This is a genomic window from Micrococcus sp. ACRRV (assembly GCF_022346985.1).
Taxonomy (GTDB): Bacteria; Actinomycetota; Actinomycetes; order Actinomycetales; family Micrococcaceae; genus Micrococcus; species Micrococcus porci.
Genome location: NZ_JAKRNH010000017.1, coordinates 1 through 16,526, shown reverse-complemented (window position 1 = coordinate 16,526; position 16,526 = coordinate 1). Strand labels below are relative to the sequence as shown.

At 72.1% G+C, this 16,526-nt stretch carries 18 protein-coding genes and 2 pseudogenes; 13 read left to right on the top strand and 7 right to left on the bottom strand.

Annotated elements, in window-relative coordinates:
* Window positions 1-97: 97 nt before the first annotated feature.
* Complete coding sequence (locus MHY29_RS03255; protein ID WP_036316406.1) at window positions 98-517, top strand: organic hydroperoxide resistance protein; 420 nt, start codon at window positions 98-100, stop codon at window positions 515-517.
* Window positions 517-942: a hypothetical protein gene (locus tag MHY29_RS03250; RefSeq protein WP_192593497.1), complete on the top strand. Its 426-nt coding sequence runs from the start codon at window positions 517-519 to the stop codon at window positions 940-942. The genes MHY29_RS03255 and MHY29_RS03250 overlap by 1 nt, the downstream gene beginning before the upstream one ends.
* Window positions 943-1,004: 62 nt before the next feature.
* On the opposite strand, the gene MHY29_RS03245 is transcribed toward MHY29_RS03250, so the two are convergent.
* The 3 genes from MHY29_RS03245 to MHY29_RS03235 form a co-directional block, all read right to left on the bottom strand.
* Entirely contained in the window at window positions 1,005-1,292 is a 288-nt protein-coding gene (locus MHY29_RS03245; protein WP_239238208.1) for a M20/M25/M40 family metallo-hydrolase, read from the bottom strand.
* A complete protein-coding gene (locus tag MHY29_RS03240; protein WP_239238207.1) occupies window positions 1,220-1,675 on the bottom strand; it encodes an AbgT family transporter in 456 nt (151 codons plus the stop codon). The genes MHY29_RS03245 and MHY29_RS03240 overlap by 73 nt, the downstream gene beginning before the upstream one ends.
* A gap of 113 nt (window positions 1,676-1,788) precedes the next feature.
* On the bottom strand, window positions 1,789-3,303 hold the full coding sequence (locus MHY29_RS03235; protein ID WP_239238206.1) for an acetyl-CoA hydrolase/transferase family protein: 1,515 nt from the start codon (window positions 3,301-3,303) through the stop codon (window positions 1,789-1,791).
* A gap of 267 nt (window positions 3,304-3,570) precedes the next feature.
* On the opposite strand from MHY29_RS03235, the gene MHY29_RS03230 reads away from it, so the two are divergent.
* Complete coding sequence (locus tag MHY29_RS03230; protein ID WP_239238205.1) at window positions 3,571-3,981, top strand: DinB family protein; 411 nt, start codon at window positions 3,571-3,573, stop codon at window positions 3,979-3,981.
* Window positions 3,982-4,474: 493 nt separating this feature from the next.
* On the opposite strand, the gene MHY29_RS03225 is transcribed toward MHY29_RS03230, so the two are convergent.
* Window positions 4,475-4,675: a type II toxin-antitoxin system RelE/ParE family toxin gene (locus MHY29_RS03225; protein ID WP_255718498.1), complete on the bottom strand. Its 201-nt coding sequence runs from the start codon at window positions 4,673-4,675 to the stop codon at window positions 4,475-4,477.
* A 55-nt stretch (window positions 4,676-4,730) separates the two neighbouring features.
* Here MHY29_RS03225 and MHY29_RS03220 point away from each other — a divergent pair.
* From MHY29_RS03220 to MHY29_RS03185, 8 genes and pseudogenes are all read left to right on the top strand, one after another.
* Window positions 4,731-4,871 (top strand): annotated as a pseudogene (locus MHY29_RS03220) (IS3 family transposase); the annotation flags it as partial.
* 268 nt (window positions 4,872-5,139) lie between these two features.
* The gene (locus MHY29_RS03215; RefSeq protein ID WP_370643433.1) at window positions 5,140-5,514 is read left to right on the top strand and encodes a type 1 glutamine amidotransferase domain-containing protein; all 375 of its coding nucleotides are present in this window, start codon (window positions 5,140-5,142) and stop codon (window positions 5,512-5,514) included.
* The gene (locus MHY29_RS03210; protein WP_239238204.1) at window positions 5,511-5,819 is read left to right on the top strand and encodes a putative quinol monooxygenase; all 309 of its coding nucleotides are present in this window, start codon (window positions 5,511-5,513) and stop codon (window positions 5,817-5,819) included. The genes MHY29_RS03215 and MHY29_RS03210 overlap by 4 nt, the downstream gene beginning before the upstream one ends.
* A 142-nt stretch (window positions 5,820-5,961) precedes the next feature.
* On the top strand, window positions 5,962-7,089 hold the full coding sequence (locus MHY29_RS03205; RefSeq protein ID WP_239238203.1) for an FAD-binding oxidoreductase: 1,128 nt from the start codon (window positions 5,962-5,964) through the stop codon (window positions 7,087-7,089).
* Between the two features lie 638 nt (window positions 7,090-7,727).
* Window positions 7,728-7,982, top strand: a pseudogene (locus tag MHY29_RS03200) (ISL3 family transposase); the annotation flags it as partial.
* Window positions 7,983-8,038: 56 nt separating this feature from the next.
* The gene (locus MHY29_RS03195; RefSeq protein ID WP_187036560.1) at window positions 8,039-9,172 is read left to right on the top strand and encodes an L-dopachrome tautomerase-related protein; all 1,134 of its coding nucleotides are present in this window, start codon (window positions 8,039-8,041) and stop codon (window positions 9,170-9,172) included.
* 319 nt (window positions 9,173-9,491) lie between these two features.
* Entirely contained in the window at window positions 9,492-10,814 is a 1,323-nt protein-coding gene (locus MHY29_RS03190) for a DUF4921 family protein (protein ID WP_239238202.1), read from the top strand.
* Between the two features lie 43 nt (window positions 10,815-10,857).
* Window positions 10,858-12,513 (top strand): AarF/ABC1/UbiB kinase family protein, encoded by a 1,656-nt coding sequence (locus MHY29_RS03185; protein ID WP_239238201.1) that lies wholly within the window; start codon window positions 10,858-10,860, stop codon window positions 12,511-12,513.
* Here the strand turns inward: MHY29_RS03185 and MHY29_RS03180 are convergent.
* A complete protein-coding gene (locus MHY29_RS03180) occupies window positions 12,510-12,809 on the bottom strand; it encodes a hypothetical protein (protein WP_224356685.1) in 300 nt (99 codons plus the stop codon). The two genes, MHY29_RS03185 and MHY29_RS03180, sit on opposite strands and share 4 nt — an antisense overlap.
* A 144-nt stretch (window positions 12,810-12,953) precedes the next feature.
* On the opposite strand from MHY29_RS03180, the gene MHY29_RS12455 reads away from it, so the two are divergent.
* Both MHY29_RS12455 and MHY29_RS03165 read left to right on the top strand, forming a co-directional pair.
* Entirely contained in the window at window positions 12,954-14,906 is a 1,953-nt protein-coding gene (locus tag MHY29_RS12455) for a GNAT family N-acetyltransferase (protein ID WP_350354988.1), read from the top strand.
* Window positions 14,903-15,496, top strand: coding sequence for an SDR family NAD(P)-dependent oxidoreductase (locus MHY29_RS03165; RefSeq protein ID WP_239238200.1), 594 nt, complete (start codon window positions 14,903-14,905; stop codon window positions 15,494-15,496). The genes MHY29_RS12455 and MHY29_RS03165 overlap by 4 nt, the downstream gene beginning before the upstream one ends.
* Here MHY29_RS03165 and arfB read toward each other — a convergent pair.
* Together arfB and MHY29_RS03155 are read right to left on the bottom strand one after the other, a co-directional pair.
* Entirely contained in the window at window positions 15,462-15,902 is a 441-nt protein-coding gene (arfB, locus tag MHY29_RS03160) for an alternative ribosome rescue aminoacyl-tRNA hydrolase ArfB (RefSeq protein WP_239238199.1), read from the bottom strand. The genes MHY29_RS03165 and arfB overlap by 35 nt on opposite strands.
* Window positions 15,903-15,923: 21 nt before the next feature.
* On the bottom strand, window positions 15,924-16,526 hold a 603-nt coding region (locus MHY29_RS03155), incomplete at its 5' end, for a DinB family protein (protein WP_239238198.1).

Genomic DNA, 16,526 nt, shown 5'->3' with positions numbered 1-16,526 from the left:
TGGTCGCTGGCGAACAACTTGGTTGCGCACGACCTAACCGGGTGGCAGGCTGGAGCCGACTCGTCCCGCACGGGGCGGGCGGATGAAAGGTCCTCTCATGGAGACCATCTACACCGCCGAGGCGCTCAGCACCGGCGCCGGCCGCGACGGCCATGTCCGCACCACCGACGGGCGGGTCGACCTCGACCTCGCCGTGCCCACCGAGATGGGCGGCTCCGGCCAGGGCAGCAACCCCGAGCAGCTGTTCGCCGCCGGCTACGCCGCGTGCTTCCACTCGGCCCTGCAGATGGTCGCCCGCGCCTCCCGGGCCGACATCACCGACTCCTCCGTCGGCGCCCGCGTGGGCATCGGCCGCCAGGGTGAGGGCTTCGGCCTGGAGGTCACCCTCGAGGTCGTGCTGCCCAACGTCCCCGCGGACCAGGCCCGCGCCCTCATGGAGCAGGCGCATCAGGTGTGCCCCTATTCGAACGCCACCCGGGGCAACATCGACGTCGTCCTCGAGCTCGGGGAGGCGTGATGACGAAGCGCCGGCAGTCCGTCCCCCTCTCCCAGACCGCCGCCCGCCTCGGCCTCGGCGGGTTCATGACCGCCGCGGGGCTGTCCCACCTCACCGTGGCGCGCCGTGAGTTCCGCGCGCAGGTGCCCTCGTGGGTCCCGCTCCCGGCGGACCTCGTGGTGCTCGGATCCGGCGTGGCCGAGATCGGCCTCGGGGCCGCTCTGCTGGCGCTCCCCGGGCAGCGCCGCCTGACCGGCACCGCCCTGGCGGCCTTCTACACGGCGATCTACCCCGGGAACATCGGGCAGTACGCCGAGCGCAAGGACGGCTTCGGGCTGGACACCGACGGCCGCCGCCTGGCGCGGCTGTTCGGCCAGCCCGCCCTCATCGCGGCCGCCCTGTGGGCCGCGGGAATCCCCGAGCGGGAGCACGGCGGGCGCGGCTGACGCCGTCGCCGGCCCCGCGGGCCTGTGCCGGCTCCGGGCACGTGCCCGGAGCCGGCGTGATCTCACCCCGCCGCGAGGCGCGGCCCGTTCCGCAGGACCTCGACGACCAGCCGCAGGGCGATCGGGAAGGCGTCCTCATCCAGACCGAACCGCGGGTTGTGGTGACCCGCGTCGAAGCCCTTGGCCGCGTTGCCGGCCCCCACGAACACGTACGTGGCGGGTGCGGTCCGGGAGAAGGCCGCGAAGTCCTCGCCGCCGAGCATCGGCGGGTCGGTGATCACCGAGCCCGGGAACAGGTCCTCGCACAGCTCATGGACCACCGCGGTGCGGGCCGGGTCGTTCCACACCATGTCGTCGCCGCGCAGATAGTCCAGCTCGACCGCTCGGCGACGCCGATGCCGAGCATGATGATGAGCACCTGCCCCAGCGGGGCGAAGGCGCCGAAGGTCTTGGCGGCGTCGCCGATGACGACGCGCATGCCCTCCGTGCTGAGCAGATCGGTCGCCACGAGGGTCTCACCCGTGCCCGGATGGGCCGCGCTCCACCCGCTCAGACCGGCCACGGCGGACGCCGCCAGGGTCAGGGCGCAGATGCCCGCGAAGATGATGATCGGGTCCGGGAGCTTGTTGCCGCTCCCTTCGATCACGTTGAGGAACCTGTTGAGCAGGCCTCCGGGGGTGTGTTTCCGGGGTGAGGCGTCGGCGGCGGTGGACCCACCGGTGGGCGAGGTCATGGGACTCCTCCGAGGTGCGAGAGACGGTGAGCCCTCGGCCACAGGGGCGAGGTACGGCCCCCTGTAGGGTGCCCCGTCGCAGGTGTCCCGCGGGTGTCCGGTCGGGCGGGCCGTCAGCCCTGACGCATCGTCCCGGTCTCGAGGAAGCGCTGGTGCCAGGACAGGGCCTCGCCGAGCAGGTGCGGGGTGTGCAGGCCGTCCGACCCGCGCATCGCGCGGTCGAAGTAGTCCCGCAGCTGCTCCCTGTAGTCCGGGTGCGCGCACGTGTCGATGATCGTGCGGGCGCGCTGCTTGGGGGAGAGGCCGCGCAGGTCGGCCAGCCCCTGCTCGGTGACCACCACGTGCACGTCGTGCTCGGTGTGGTCCACGTGCGAGACCATCGGCACGATGCAGGAGATGTCCCCGCCCTTGGCCGTGGAGGGGGTGAGGAAGAACGAGGTGAACGCGTTGCGGGCGAAGTCGCCCGAGCCGCCCAGGCCGTTCATCATCTTCGTGCCCATCAGGTGCGTGGAGTTCACGTTGCCGTAGAGGTCGGCCTCGAGCATGCCGTTCATGGCCAGGATGCCCAGGCGGCGCACCAGCTCCGGGTGGTTGGAGATCTCCTGGGTGCGGATGATCAGCTTGTCCTTGTACTGCAGCACGTTGTCGTTGAACCGCTCGGCCACCTCGGTGGACAGCGAGAACGCCGTGCAGGAGGCCATGGCCAGCGTGCCGGAGTCCAGCGCGTCGAGCATGCCGTCCTGGACCACCTCGGTGAAGGCCGTGAGGCCGTGGAAGCGGGACTTCACCAGCTCGGCCATCACGGCGTTGGCCACGTTGCCCACGCCGGACTGCAGGGGCAGCAGGTGCTCGTCGTAGCGGCCGGCCTTGACCTCGTGCTCGAAGAACTCCACGAGGTGCTGGGCGATCGCGATCGAGTCCGCGTCCGCAGGCTTGAAGGGGGAGTTGCGGTCCGGGCCGTGCGTCTCCACCACGGCCACCACCTTGTCCAGGTCCACCACGAACTCGGTCCGCCCGATGCGGTCGGACGGGTGGTTGACCGGCACCGGCTTCCGGTGCGGGGGCAGGGCCGTGTCGTAGTAGACGTCGTGGATGCCGTCCAAATCCTCGCTCTGCCACGAGTTGACCTCGAGGATCACCTTGTCCGCCAGCTGCAGCCAGGACTTGTTGTTGCCCACGGACGAGGAGGGCACGAGCGTCCCGTCCTCGCGGATCGCGGACACCTCGATCACCGCGGCGTCCATGGGCCCGTAGAAGCCCTCCCACACCGTCTGCGCGAGGTGGGAGAGGTGCGTGTCGATGTAGTCGACCGAGCCGTCGTTGATCTTGGCGCGCATGGTCGGGTCCGTGTTGAACGGGGTGCGCAGGCGCACGCCGTCGGCCTCCGCCAGCGCGCCGTCCATCTCGACGGACGTGGAGGCGCCGGTGTGGAGGTCGATCCGGAAGTCCTCGCCCCGGGCGTGCGCGGCCTTGATGCGCTCGGCCAGGGCGATCGGCACGGCCTTCGGGTAGCCGGACCCCGTGAACCCGCTCATCCCCACCGTCATGCCCGGCGTGATGAACGCCGCCGCCTCCTCGGCGGACATGACCTTGGCCCGGAGGCCGGGGTGGTGGATGCGGGACGACATGGGTGAGGCCTCCGTGCGGGTGGGTCGAGTCGAGCGAGAGCGCTGTGACGTGGAACAGCGATCAGCGTACCCGCGTCACGGGTGGCCGTGGGGATGATCACGCCGGAGGTCACGGGGCCCGCCCTGCGTGGTCGACGACGGCGAACAGGGCTCGGCCCTCCGGGCCGGCGCGCCTAGGGCGTGTCTGACAATGAATCCAGGGGTCGGCTGGCACCCTCGAAGACATGTCCGCAGTTCCCGACTCGCTGAAGCTCGAGGGTGCCCGCTTTGTCGGCAGGAGCCTGCGGGACGCAGCGGCGCGCCGAGGACGCCGAGGGACTGCGCGGGGCCTGGGGCGCGGTAGAAGCCTCCTGGCGTCAGGCGACCGGCCGCGCATCGGCGCTCCCGGACGGCGCAGTCGACGTCTCGGTCGAGGGAGAGTGGTCCTTCTCCCAGACCCTGCGCCACCTCGTCTTCGCGACCGACGCCTGGCTGAGCCGGGGGATCCAGGGCGCCGAGGAGCCGTTCCACCCGCTCGGCCAGCCCCGCGCGGGTGCGGAGGACGATGGCGTCGACCTCGCCTTCTTCGCATCCACGCCCCCGCCCTACGAGCAGGTGCTCGCGGTGCGGTCCGAGCGCCTGGCCCAGGTCCGCGAGTTCCTGGCGTCCGTGGACGACGCCGCAGCCCAGGGACGCTGAACGACCACGGTCGTCGCCGCATCAATCCCTGACTGCGGCGTTGGTGGGAGTGCCGCCTGGACGCCTCTCGCTGACCCGCGCCAGGATTTTCCGGCCGGCCAGGCCACCACCGTCCTCCGCACCCCCGCTCACGTCGGCGTCGAGGAGACGCGCGTGAGTCTCACGGCTGAAGTACCTCTGGAACAGTGCGGATATCACCCGGCGCACCTCAGGCGTGGACGGCAACTCTGAGGGCGGCACGGCATCCGGTGGAGTTCCGGTTCCACGTGTGAGCGAGTCGCCGTTCACCCTCGCGACCGGGTGAGTTCCTCTGCGAACTCCGTCAAGAACTGGTCGCCAGCCGCCGTGCTGCGGGGGGCCAGGGGGACATTGCCCACGAGGTGATGTTATGCCGCGAGAGGGGCGATGAGGGCCCGGGTGGAGTCGCTGGCGAGGCCTATGGTCTGGGCGCTCCGGCGCGCGTCAGTGATGCTCCGAGATCCGTCCCCGCTCATCAGTAGACCTCTCTGCGGTGCCCGACACGGAGGATCAGCACGACCAGCTCATCATCCACGACGTCATAGACGACTCGGCAGTCACCGATTCGGATGCGCAACTCGCCCTCGCCGCCCTGAAGCTTGATGCAACCGGGTGGGCGAGGGTCATCAGCAAGGGCGTTGAGTGCATCGAGAATACGTCGGGCGGTCCGAGGCAAGGCGGCGCGCTTCCATGATCCCGTGCAGATCGGGGCCTGGGCCCAGGGTGGCGAGATCGAGCTCGCGAACGCGATCTTCGAGTACCTCGAGGTGTTCTACAACCGTCGTCGACGGCACTCCTGCCTCGAGTGCGCGACACCCTGCGACTACGACCCCGCCGGCACCCCTCGGGCACTGACCACCACCGGAAGCTAGCGACCAAGAGTGGAAACCAAACCGTAGGGCAGGTCAAGATGTCACCGGATCGTGCAGCAGACCCAACTGACATGGCAGTACATCTCCAGGGCAAGAGCGTCACGATCCTCGCCGCGGACGGGGTCGGGCGCGTCGAACTCGATCAACCCCGTGAGGCTCTGGACAGGGCCGGCGCTCGGACCGAGGTCCTCTCGGTCGATGAGGGCGAGATCAAGGCCCCGCGAGAACGACCTGGATCCGGCGGGGACGTTTCGGCGTCGACGGGCTGGTGGCTGAGGCCTCGGTGGCCGACTACGACGCCTTGGTGCTTCCGGGCGGCACGGTGAACCCCGACAAGCTCCGGATTGACGAGGACGCTGCCGCCTTCGTCCGGGACTTCGTCGAGAACGGCAAGCCGGTGGCGGCGATCTGTCACGGACCGTGGACGTTGATCGAGGCCGACGTGGCCACCGGTCGCACCCTGACGTCCTTCCCGAGCATCCGCACGGATCTGCGCAATGACGGCGCGAACGTCGTCGACCAGGAGGTCGTGGTCGACAAGAATCTCACCACCAGCCGCTCGCCGGAGGACCTGCCGGCGTTCTCCGAGGCGATCGTGGCCCAACTCGCGGGCACCACGACAAAGGAAGAGGAGACATCATGAGTGTGACCAAGGGATTGCTGGTCAGGTTTGACGCGTTGCCCGGCAAGGAGGACGACGTGAAGGATTTCCTTGACAGCGGCCGTGCGCTTGTTGTGGAAGAGCCGGCGACCACCGCGTGGTTCGCGATCCGCCTCGGGCCCTCCTCCTTCGGGATCTTCGACGTTTTCCCCGATGACGCCCGACGTGACGCTCACCTGTCTGGCCCTGTTGCCGTAGCTCTCGGCGAGCAGACCGGTGCGGGTGCGTTGTTCTCCGAACCGACGATCGAGAAGCTCGACGTGTTGAGCTCCAAACTTCCCGCCTGAAACCACCGACCGGGAGTGCTGACCCCGACATGAGGGGTGGTTGCGCGGGGTGACTTCGGGCTGACACAGCCCGTTGACGTTGTGGCAGCGGCCCCGTACTTTTGACGTTTATCTCACATCCCTAACAGATCGAGGAACCGCGATGACAGGAACTGACGACGTTGCCCCGACGCGTTCACCCGAGGTAGCAGTGATCGGGGGCGGGATCGTCGGTCTGTCGACGGCGTACGCGCTGCGGGAACAGGGCGTGCCGGTGCGCTTGTACGAGGCCGGTCTGCCCGGAGCGGGTCAGTCCGCGGGCGAGTCGCGGATCTTCCGGCATGCCCACGACGACCCGCGACTCGTCGCTTTCACGCGCGAAAGCCGCGGTGTATGGGATGAGTGGGCCGAACACTTCGACGTCGAACTGGTCTCATCAGACGGTGTCGTGGCGCTCGGCGACAGCGCCCTGGCGCGGCTGCGGGTGCTCGACGAGGTCGGCGGCGTGGAAGCGCACGAGATCGATGCAGCCGAGCTCGCCCAGCGCATGCCGCTGCTCGCTGGGTACTCGGGGCCAGCGGTGCTCGACGAGTCGGGCGGCGCGATCCGCACCCGCGCCGCGATCACGGCACTCGCGGGTGCCCTCGGAGATGCCGTCACCACCGCAGAGGTGATCTCCATCGATCCCCGCGCCGATGGGACGGTCGAGGTGCGCAGCGTCACCGACCGGGCTGTCTACTCCAAGGTGGTCGTGTGCGCCGGCCGCGAAACCGCCCGCCTGGCCCGCAGCGTCGGCCTGTCGCTGCCGGTTCGCCTTGCCGCACACGTCCGGCTGACCTTCGACGTGAAAGACGCCGCCCCGGCACGAGTCGCGTGCCTGCAGGACAGCAGCGGCGTCTTCGGCGAAGTCGGCGTGTACGCGACGCCGCTACCGGGCAACAGCAGTTATTCGGTCGGACTCAGCGACACCGTCGGCGTCCGCGACGACGGAACGTTCATCGACCCTGCGGCGATTCGATCGCTGGACGAACGCGCGCGCGAATACGTGACACGGGCGCTGCCCGGTCTCCACCCAGAGCCGCGCGACTTTCTTCACTGCTGGGTGACCGACCTCCCATGGAGCGAGGACGGCGTGGCCGTGTGGGAGGCAGGCTCTGTCCTTTTTGTGGCCGGTCACAATTTGTTCAAGCAGGCACCTGCGCTGGGTCGCGCTCTTGCCCGGGCTGCGACCGGCGGCGGTCTCCCCGCCGACCTCACGCCCGCCGCTCGCCTCGGCGAAGCCCTGCGATAGTTTGCCTGACCCCAGAACGGACGCACTCAATGGGTAAACGTCTCCTCGTCGAGGACGACGGCAGCCCGCCCTGGGTCAACCCAAAAGTCGCGGCTGGACAGCAGTCACAGGCTCAGCCACCTTGTCATGGGGTGTCTTCATCGTGAGGATCGGTACGCGGAGGTGCCGCAGCGGGATCCGTCACTGCGGGATCCGCTCGCAGTGTGACCCGGCGCGGGATGATGAAACCGCGTCGCAGTGCGGGGTTCGGACATAGCTGTCAGGTTGTGAATCGGTCAGGGTTTGATGCCGCTGCTGTTTGAGTCCGGAAGGATGGACAGCGTGCCGAAGAAGATCGATCCCCAGCTGCGAGCGAGGTGCGTGCGGCTCGCCAGGAAGGCGTCTCGCGCGAGTCCGTGCGGCGCTGGCTCGCACAACCGAGGTCGACGATGGAACCCGCCCCGGCGTCACCAGCGAGGAGTCCGCCGAGGTCAAGCGACTGAAAGCGGCTCATCCGATTCCAGAGTGTAGTCGCGGTCTGAAGCCGCCGGTCTCGAGCAGGGACCTGGCGATGTAGTTGGTTGAGCGCGTTGGTGCCCGGGTCGAGGTCTCCCGGAGGGTGGAAGTTCTTCACGCTCACCATCCCCAAAGACCTCGACATGCTTCACCCTCCTTTCGCGTCCCCTGACCTGACCATGTTCTGCCGCCTCGACGAGCTCGACCTTGTCGCCGTCGGCCAGCTGATCGAGCCGGATCGAGCCACAATCGAGTGCCGGCCGGTGGCGACCGATCCGTGGTGTCGGAGGTGGGGTGCCGAGGGAGCGCCCAGGGACACGGTGACGCGTCGGCTCGCGCACGAGCCGTTCGGACACCGGCCCACCACCCTGCTTGTCCGGGTGCGCCGGTACCTTTGCGAGCGCCGTGCGCAACCCCCTGGGCGGCGTGCGGGCCATCCGCTAGCCTCGAACACATGACGAACCCGTTTCTCGGCCGCGACGACCAGGCCATCGACGTCTCCGACACCCCGCGCGGTGAGCTCGAGGTGGTGCACACCTTCACCGACGGCCCCATGCCGACCGGCGTGAGCGTCTCGCACACCGGGCGCATCTTCGTGAACTTCCCCAAGTGGGGCGACGAGGTGCCCGCCACCGTCGTCGAACTCGTCGACGGCGCCGTGAAGCCGTACCCGAGCGCGGAGGCGAACCAGGCGAAGAGCAAGGCCGACCCGGATGCCTTCGTGTCGGTGCAGAGCATCGTGATCGACCCCGCCGATCGTCTGTGGGTGCTCGACACCGGCAGCCCGCTGTTCGAGGAGACGCAGCGCGGCGGGCCTAAGCTCGTCTGCATCGACCTCACCACCGACGAGATCACGCAGACCATCCTCTTCGAGCCGGATGTCGCCCTGCCGACCACCTACCTCAACGACGTGCGGTTCGATCTGCGGCAGGGGGAGGCGGGCTTCGCGTACATCACCGACTCCTCCGACCAGGGTCCGAACGGGATCATCGTCGTCGATCTTGCGTCAGGCGCGGCCTGGCGGCGCCTCCACGACCATCCGACCACCAAGGCCCTGCCGCCCGGGGAGATGGTGCCGGTCGCCGAGGGACGGGTGTTCGCCGAGCGCAGCGCGGGCGAGGCGCCTCAGCCGGTGAAGATGGGCGCGGACGGCATCGCCATCTCCCACGACGGCGAACGGCTCTGGTACTGCCCGCTCATTTCGCGTCGGTGGTACAGCGTCGATACCGCGGCCCTGCGTGACCGCGCGCTCTCGGATGAGGACGTGGCGGCGACGGTCGTCGATCACGGTGACAAGGGCGGCGGTGCCGACGGCCTCGAGAGCGACGACCAGGGCCGGCTGTACGCGACGAACTGGGAGCACAATGCCGTCCTCCGACGGCTGCCCGACGGTGAGATGCAGACCCTTGTGCACGACGAGCGGCTGCTCTGGCCCGACACCATGTCGGTGGCCCGCGACGGGCACCTGTACGTCACCGCGAATCAGCTGCACCGCCAGGCGAAGTATCAGGATGGCCAGGATCTGCGCGTCTACCCGTACCACCTGTTCCGCTTCGCCATCGACGCCGGGCCGGTGCTGCTGCGCTGAGGCGGGTCAGCAGCAGTCGCAGGACGGCCCTTCGCGCTGGCCGGTCAGCGGCGTGACCGGCTGCTTGCACGCGTCTCCGCGCTACACCCTCATTCGTGAAGAGCCATCAAACCTGGGGCGCTTCACAACCGTGGTACACGAGAGCACGCGTGGTGCGGCTCCTTCGGTGGGTGGGCTGCCGACTGGGAGCAGGCGTTCGAGCGTCTCGAGTCCCACCACGCCAAGGGCAAAGTGCTGCTCGAGTTCTGACTGGGGGGCGCGTCGGCGCCGGCCTGCCCGGGCCGGCACCGCCTCGTATCCTGGCCTCGTGCACCCGTCTGTGAGCGAGCCCCTCACCCGACTGCCGGACGGCACCGTCAAGCAGCGCAACCCCTTCACCGGCACCGAGGTCTGGACCGTGCCCGGCCGCGGCCACCGCCCGCTCGGCCTCGTCCGGCCCGCCCCGCAGCCGCTCGACCCCGCCCAGCACGGCCGGCACTGCGCCTTCTGCGCGCACCGCCTGTTGGAGACGCCGCCGGAGAAGGCACGCATCGTGCCCACGAGGGCCGACGACGGCGCCCCGGCCTGGCAGATCCTGCGGCACCTGGCCGCGGAGCGGCTCGGGGAGACGACCCCGGCCTTCCGCCGGGTTCCCAACCTCTTCGAGATCCTCAGCTACGACTACTGGCGTCTCAACCACGGCTACGAGCTCCCCCCGGACGCGCGCCGTCGCCGTGACGAGTACCTGGCCACCAAGGCCGGCCGCGCCCACGTGCGCGCCGTCGTCGCCGCGAAGCTGCGCGCCTCCGGCCGCTCCCCGGAAGAGGCTGCGGCGATGTCCGAGGCGGAGCTGATCGCGGCGTCGACCGCATTCTTCGGCGGCACGCACGACGTGGTGATCGCCCGGCGGCACTTCGTCGACGGCGCCGTGGACGACCACCAGCTGGCCTCCTCGGGCACCCTCACCCTGGACGAGCACCACGCGTTCCTGGCCCTGACCGCCGACGCGATGCGGGACCTCTACGCGACCACGCCCGCCGTGCGGTACGTCTCCGTGTTCCAGAACTGGCTCAAGCCCGCCGGCGCCTCCTTCGACCACCTGCACAAGCAGCTCGTGGCCATCGACGAGGTCGGCGCGCAGAACGCCGCCGCCCTGGACCGGCTGCGCGAGGACCCGCAGGTGTTCAACCATGCCGCGCTGGACGTGGCCGTGGCGCACGACCTCGTGATCGCCGCCAACGAGCACGCCGTGATGTTCGCCGGCTTCGGCCACCGGTACCCGACGGTCGAGGTCTACTCCACGAGCCCGGTGGGGCAGCCGTGGCGGCAGTCCGCGGCCGAGCTGCGCGCCGTCTCCGACCTGCTGCACGCCGCCCACGCGGCCACCGGGCCCGACGTCCCCTCCAACGAGGAATGGCACACCCGCCCGCCCGGCGTCGCGTCCCCGATGCCCTGGCGCGTGATGCTCAAGTGGCGCGTCTCCACACTCGCCGGCTTCGAGGGCGCCACCAAGATCAACGTCAACACCCTCAGCCCGTGGGACGTGCGGGACCGGGTGCTGGCGCGGCTGCGGGAGCTGCGGGCGACGGGTGCGCTCGCGGACGGGGTGCGGATCGGGGCCGACGCACGGGTCCGGCCGGGCGCCCTGCGGTACGCCGACTGAGCGGCGAGGCTCACCCCTCCGCGCGGTCGGTAGCGTGGGCGTCATGGCCCTCCACCTGCAGCGCTACCGCGAGATCGCCCACGTCATGGCCCGCAACGGCCTCGACGCCACCGCCCGCCTGGCCGGGCTCGGCCGCTGGCTCGCCCCGCAGGACCCGACGGCGCGCCGGCCCCTCGACGCCGAGGCACGCCCCGAGCTGCTGGTCCGCACGTTCGAGGAGCTCGGCACCACGTTCGTGAAGCTGGGCCAGCTGATCTCCACCCGCCCGGACCTGTTCCCGGAGTCCTACTGCACCGCGTTCGCCCGGCTCACCGACCGCGCCACGCCCGTGCCGTACGCGGCGATCGCCCGCACCGTGGAGGAGGACTTCGGCGCCCCCGTGGACGAGCTGTTCGCGGAGTTCGACCGGACCCCGCTGGCCACGGCCTCCGTGGGCCAGGTCCACGGGGCCGTCCTCCACGACGGGCGCGACGTCGTCGTGAAGGTCCGCAAGCCCGGCGTGGTGGAGGCGGTGACCGCGGACCTGGAGATCCTGCGGACCCTCACGGGGCGGCTGGTCCGGGCCTCCCGGACGCTGTCGGACATGGACGTCGCCGGGATGGTGGACCAGTTCGACCGGTCCCTGCGGGCAGAGCTGGACTTCGTGGTGGAGGCCCGCGCGTGCGAGGAGATCGCGGCCGGGTTCACGGGCACCCCCGGCGTGCGGTTCCCCTGGATCGCCTGGGAGCTGACCAGCGCGCGCGTGCTCACCATGGAGCGCATGGCCGGGATGCGCGTGGACGACCTCCCCGTCCTGGAGGCCGCGGGCATCGACCGGGAGGAGCTCGCCTACCGGGCCGCGGACGTGCTGATGCGCATGGTGTTCCAGCACGGGGTGTTCCACGCCGACCCGCACGCCGGCAACGTGTTCATCGAGCCGGACGGGACCATCGGCTTCATCGACTTCGGCTCCGTCGGGCGGATCGGCCCCGGCGTGCGGGAGCGGATCTCCGGGCTGGCGATGGCGCTGGCCCGGCAGGACGTGGACGGGCTGGTGCGCGCCCTGCTGGAGATCGCCCCGCCCCGCGGGCCCGTGGACCGGCGTCGGCTGCGATCCGAGGTCGGGCGCATCGTGGCCCGGGTGGACGGCCGGGACCTGCAGGACATCAAGGTGCCGCAGCTGGTCTCCGAGGTCTTCGCGATCGTCCGCCGGCACCGGCTGTCCCTGCCCCCGGAGCTCGTGCAGGTGTTCCGCATGGTCCTGATCGTGGACGGGCTCGGCCGTCGCCTGGACCCCGGCTTCGACTACACCCGCGTGCTGGACCCCTTCGTGCGGCGCATGGTCATGGACCAGCTGGACCCGCGGCGCCTGGCCCGCCGGCTCCGCCGGGCCACCATCACCACCGCGGACATCGGCCTCGAGCTCCCGCAGTACCTGCGCACGCTCATGGAGCGCATCGAGGACGGCGGCATCGACGTGAACGTGCGCACCAGCGAACTCGAGCCGCTCGTGGCCCGCGTGGAGCGGACGGGCGACCGGGTGGTCGCCGCGCTCGTGGTGGCGGCCATGATCACCGGCGGCACCAACGTGCTGGTGGCCTACAAGGACCGGCTCGGCCCGTTCGCCGGACCGCTGGTGGCCGCCGGCGGCGCCGCCCTGACCTCGGGCAGTGCCTACCTCGCGTGGATCAGCCGTCCCCGCCGGGCGCCGCGCCGCTAGGCCGGCCGCGGCCGGACCGACCGGGCGCCCCAGCCGACGAGGATCTGCTGGACCTCGCGGTGGGTGGACCGGTCGGGGAGGTCACGGGCGTCCCCGGCCTCGCGCCAGCGCGCACCCTCGCTGGTGGAGACCTCCAGCATGATGTCCTCCGCCTCGGCGCCGCGGACCACGAACGATCCGGGGAAGCGGACGCCGGCGCGGCCCAGGGTCAGCTGCCGCGCCGGGACGGACCAGCCGGGCGCGGCCGACGGGGAGTCGGGGGTGAACGTGACCATGCCGTCCGCGATCTCCAGCACGCCCCAGGTGCCTGGACGGAGCGCCCCGTGCGCGGGGGCCCGACGGGGGAACCACCGGCCGACGCCCGTCGCCAGGGCGGCGTCCTCGCACCAGGGGAGGGGCCCCGGCCCGGGGCGCGCACCGCAGCCGTAGAGTGGATCCCTGTGACCCGTGACACCCCTTCCGCCGACCGTCCCCCGCTCAGCGCCGACGCGCTCCGGCCGATCGCCGCCGCCCTGGACCGCTGGCTGGCGACCCAGACCGAGGTCCGCCGGGTTCCCGGCGTCCAGGCCGCGGTCAGACTCGGGGACGAGCTGATCCTGTCCACCGCGCACGGCGTGGCCGACGAGTCCACGGGCGAGCGGCTCACCACGCGCCACCTGTTCCGTGTGGCCAGCCACTCCAAGACGTTCACCGCCGTCGCCGTGCTCCGCCAGGTGGAGCTGGGCACCCTACGCCTGGACGACACCGTGGGCGCCCTGCTGCCCGGGTACGCCGACACGCCGCTGGCCGGGGTCACCCTGCGCGAGCTGCTCAGCCACACCGCCGGCGCGGTCCGGGACGGCGCCGACGCCGACCACTGGATCCTCGACCGCCCCTTCCCGGACGCCGCCGCCCTCCAGGCCCTGGTCCGGGACCACGGCACGGCCTACGCCCCGCAGGAGCACTTCAAGTACTCGAACATCGGCTACGGCATGCTCGGCGCGGTGCTCGAGCACGTCACCGGCCGCCCCTACGCCGAGCACGTCCGCGCCTCCGTCCTGGACCCGCTGGGCCTGACGGACACCCACGCGGACCTCACCGACGACGTCGCCGCCCGCGCCGCGACCGGCCACACCCGGGCCGGGGGCCGGGCCCGCGCCCGCGTCACGGTGGAGCAGACCACCACCGGGGCGCTCGCGGCCGCCACGGGGTTCGTCTCCCGCGCCGAGGAGCTCAGCGCGTTCTACGCCTCCCTGGCACTCGGGGCCCGCGGCGTGCTCTCCGACCGCAGCCTCCGGCTGATGCACCGTGCCGAGGCCACGTTCCGCCGGGGCGGCGGGACGGGCACCTATGGGCTGGGGCTCCTCGGCCAGGAGGTCGGCGGACGCCGCCTCCTGGGCCACTCCGGCGGCTTCCCCGGGCAGATCACCCGGACGCTGTTCGACCCCGCCACCGGCCTGGCCGTCAGCGTGCTCACCACTGCCGTGGACGGCCCCGCGGAGGCGCTCGCGGTCGGCGTCGTCCAGCTGATCGACCTGCTCACCGCACCCGCCGCCGACTGGCAGGCCCTGCCCGGCGGCGTCACGGCCGCCGACCTGGACCGCCTCGCCGGACGTTACGTCTCCCTGTGGGGCGCCACGGACGTCCTGCGCGGAGGCACCGCGGAGCGGCCGCGGCTGGTGCTCCTGGACCCCGCCGCGCCCGCTCCCGCCGACGCCGCGGAGGAGCTCCGCGCCCTGGACGCCACCACGCTGCGGGTCGAGGACGCCGACGGCTTCGGTGCCTGCGGGGAGCCCATCCCGTTCGACCTCGACGCCGCCGGCCGGGTCACCCGGATGCGCGTCACCGGGGTGAGCGCGTGGCCGGAGGAGGCGTACCGGGCCCGCCGCGGCGACGCGTGGCGGCACGCGGACGGCGTCGACGGGGCGGAGGCCGAGCCCGACGCGCACGAGGAGGCGGCGCCCGTCCTCGTGCAGGCGGCGGCGTTCGCGGATCTCGACCCGGCCACGGCCTACCGGCTGTGGGCGCTCCGCCAGGCGGTCTTCGTGGTGGAGCAGGACTGCCCCTACCAGGACATGGACGGGCGGGACATGGAGCCGGCGACCGTCCACCTGTGGGTGTGCGACGAGGAGGACGCCCCGATCGGCACCGTGCGCCTGCTCGACGACGGGGACCACGCGCGGATCGGCCGCGTGGTGGTGGACCGTGCCCACCGAGGACGCGGGGTGGCGGCGGCCCTCATGGAGGCCGCCCTCGAGCAGGTGGGGGAGCGGGCCTGCGTGCTGGACGCGCAGGCCCACCTCGAGCACTGGTACGGCCGCTTCGGGTTCGCGGCGGACGGCCCGGAGTTCCTCGAGGACGGGATCCCGCACGTGCCCATGCGCCGCCCGGAGGCGGGACGGCGCACGCCGTGAGCGCCCCCGCCGCCCCCGACCTGACCGGCGCGCTCGTCCTGGTCACCGGCGCCAGCTCCGGGATCGGATCCGCCCTGGCGCGCGGCCTGGCCGCGGCCGGGGCGGACCTGGTGCTGGTCGCCCGCCGCGCGGACCGGCTCGCCGCGCTCGCGGACGAGCTGCGCGCCGCCCACCGCACCGAGGTCACCGTCCTGCCCCGCGACCTCGCCGCGCCCGACGCCGGCCCCGCCCTCCGCGCCGAGCTCTCCTCCCGCGGCCTGCGCGTCACGGGGCTGGTGAACAACGCCGGGTTCGGCGGCGGCCTGCCCTTCGGCCGGGAGGACCCGGCCCGGCTGGAGGCGATGCCCGCGGAGGAGGAGCGGGGCCGCGAGCGCGTGCTGTGCGTGTCCCCCTCCAGCACGGGCACGGAGTTCTTCGACGTCGCCGGCACGCCGGGCGCCGGCGGAGGTGGTCCCGCACGACCGCGCCGTCACCGTGGCCGCCCGCCTGCTGCCGCGGACGGTCCTCCGGGGCATGGGGGCGGTGCACCGCCGGGAAGCGGCCCGGCGGTGAGGCTCAGTCCATCCGGGGCCGGCGGCGGGACTGCTTGACCTCCGACCGGCGCGCCTTCGCCTGCAGCCGGCGCCGCTGCGAGCCGCGCGTGGGCTTCGTGGCCCTTCTGGGCGTCTCCGGCACGAGCCCCTCGCGCAGCAGCGCGGCCAGGCGCTCGCGCGCCGCCGTCCGGTTGCGGCGCTGGGCGCGGTGCTCCGCGGCGTCCACTGTCAGCACCGTCCCCGCCAGCCGCGGGGCCAGCTCCTCGAGCAGCCGGATGCGCTGCGCGTCGGTGAGCGCCGTCGTCGCGGCCAGGTCCAGGCTCAGCTGCACGCGCGAGTCCGCCGTGTTGACCCCCTGACCGCCCGGGCCGGAGCCGTGGGAGAACCTCTCTGAGAGCTCCGCCGCCGGGATCCGCAGGCCGCGGGGCACGCCCGGGCCCGGCGGCACGCGCAGGTCGTCCACGGCGGCCTCCTCCCCGGCGACTCAGACGGCGAAGCGCCAGCCGTCCACCAGGCCACGCGCGTAGGCGGCCTGGCCGACGTGCACGGCGGCGTCGTCGATCATGCTGACGATCCGCACGCCGCGCGTGACCGGCTCGCCCTCGTAGGTGTCCACGATCTCGCCCAGGTCCTCGGTGGTCAGCGATGACGTCCACGTCACCAGCGCGTCCACGCACGCCTCCAGATGCTCGCCGAGCGCCGGGACGTCCGTCACCCGCAGGGCGGAGACGTCCTCCGCGGTGTCGCCGAGCCCGAAGTCCTGCGCGTCCCGCTCGACCCCCAGCCGCCGCGCCCAGCCGCCCGCCTCCCAGACGGTCGTGCCGCCCCTGAGGGCGACCGTCTGCACGTCCATCTGCCGGGCGGCATGCCACAGCAGCCACGCGATGGAGTTGCCTGCGCCGCCCGGGCGCGTGTGGGCGGCCTCCGCGGAGAGCCCGTCCAGGACGGGGGCGGCGAGGTCGAGGGCACGGTGGGCGGCGTCGGCGATGAGGTCCTGGGGCTGCATGGGAACGTGCGGGATCCCGTCCTCGAGGAACTCCGGGCCGTCCGCCGCGAACCCGAAGCGGCCGTACCAGTGCTCGAGGTG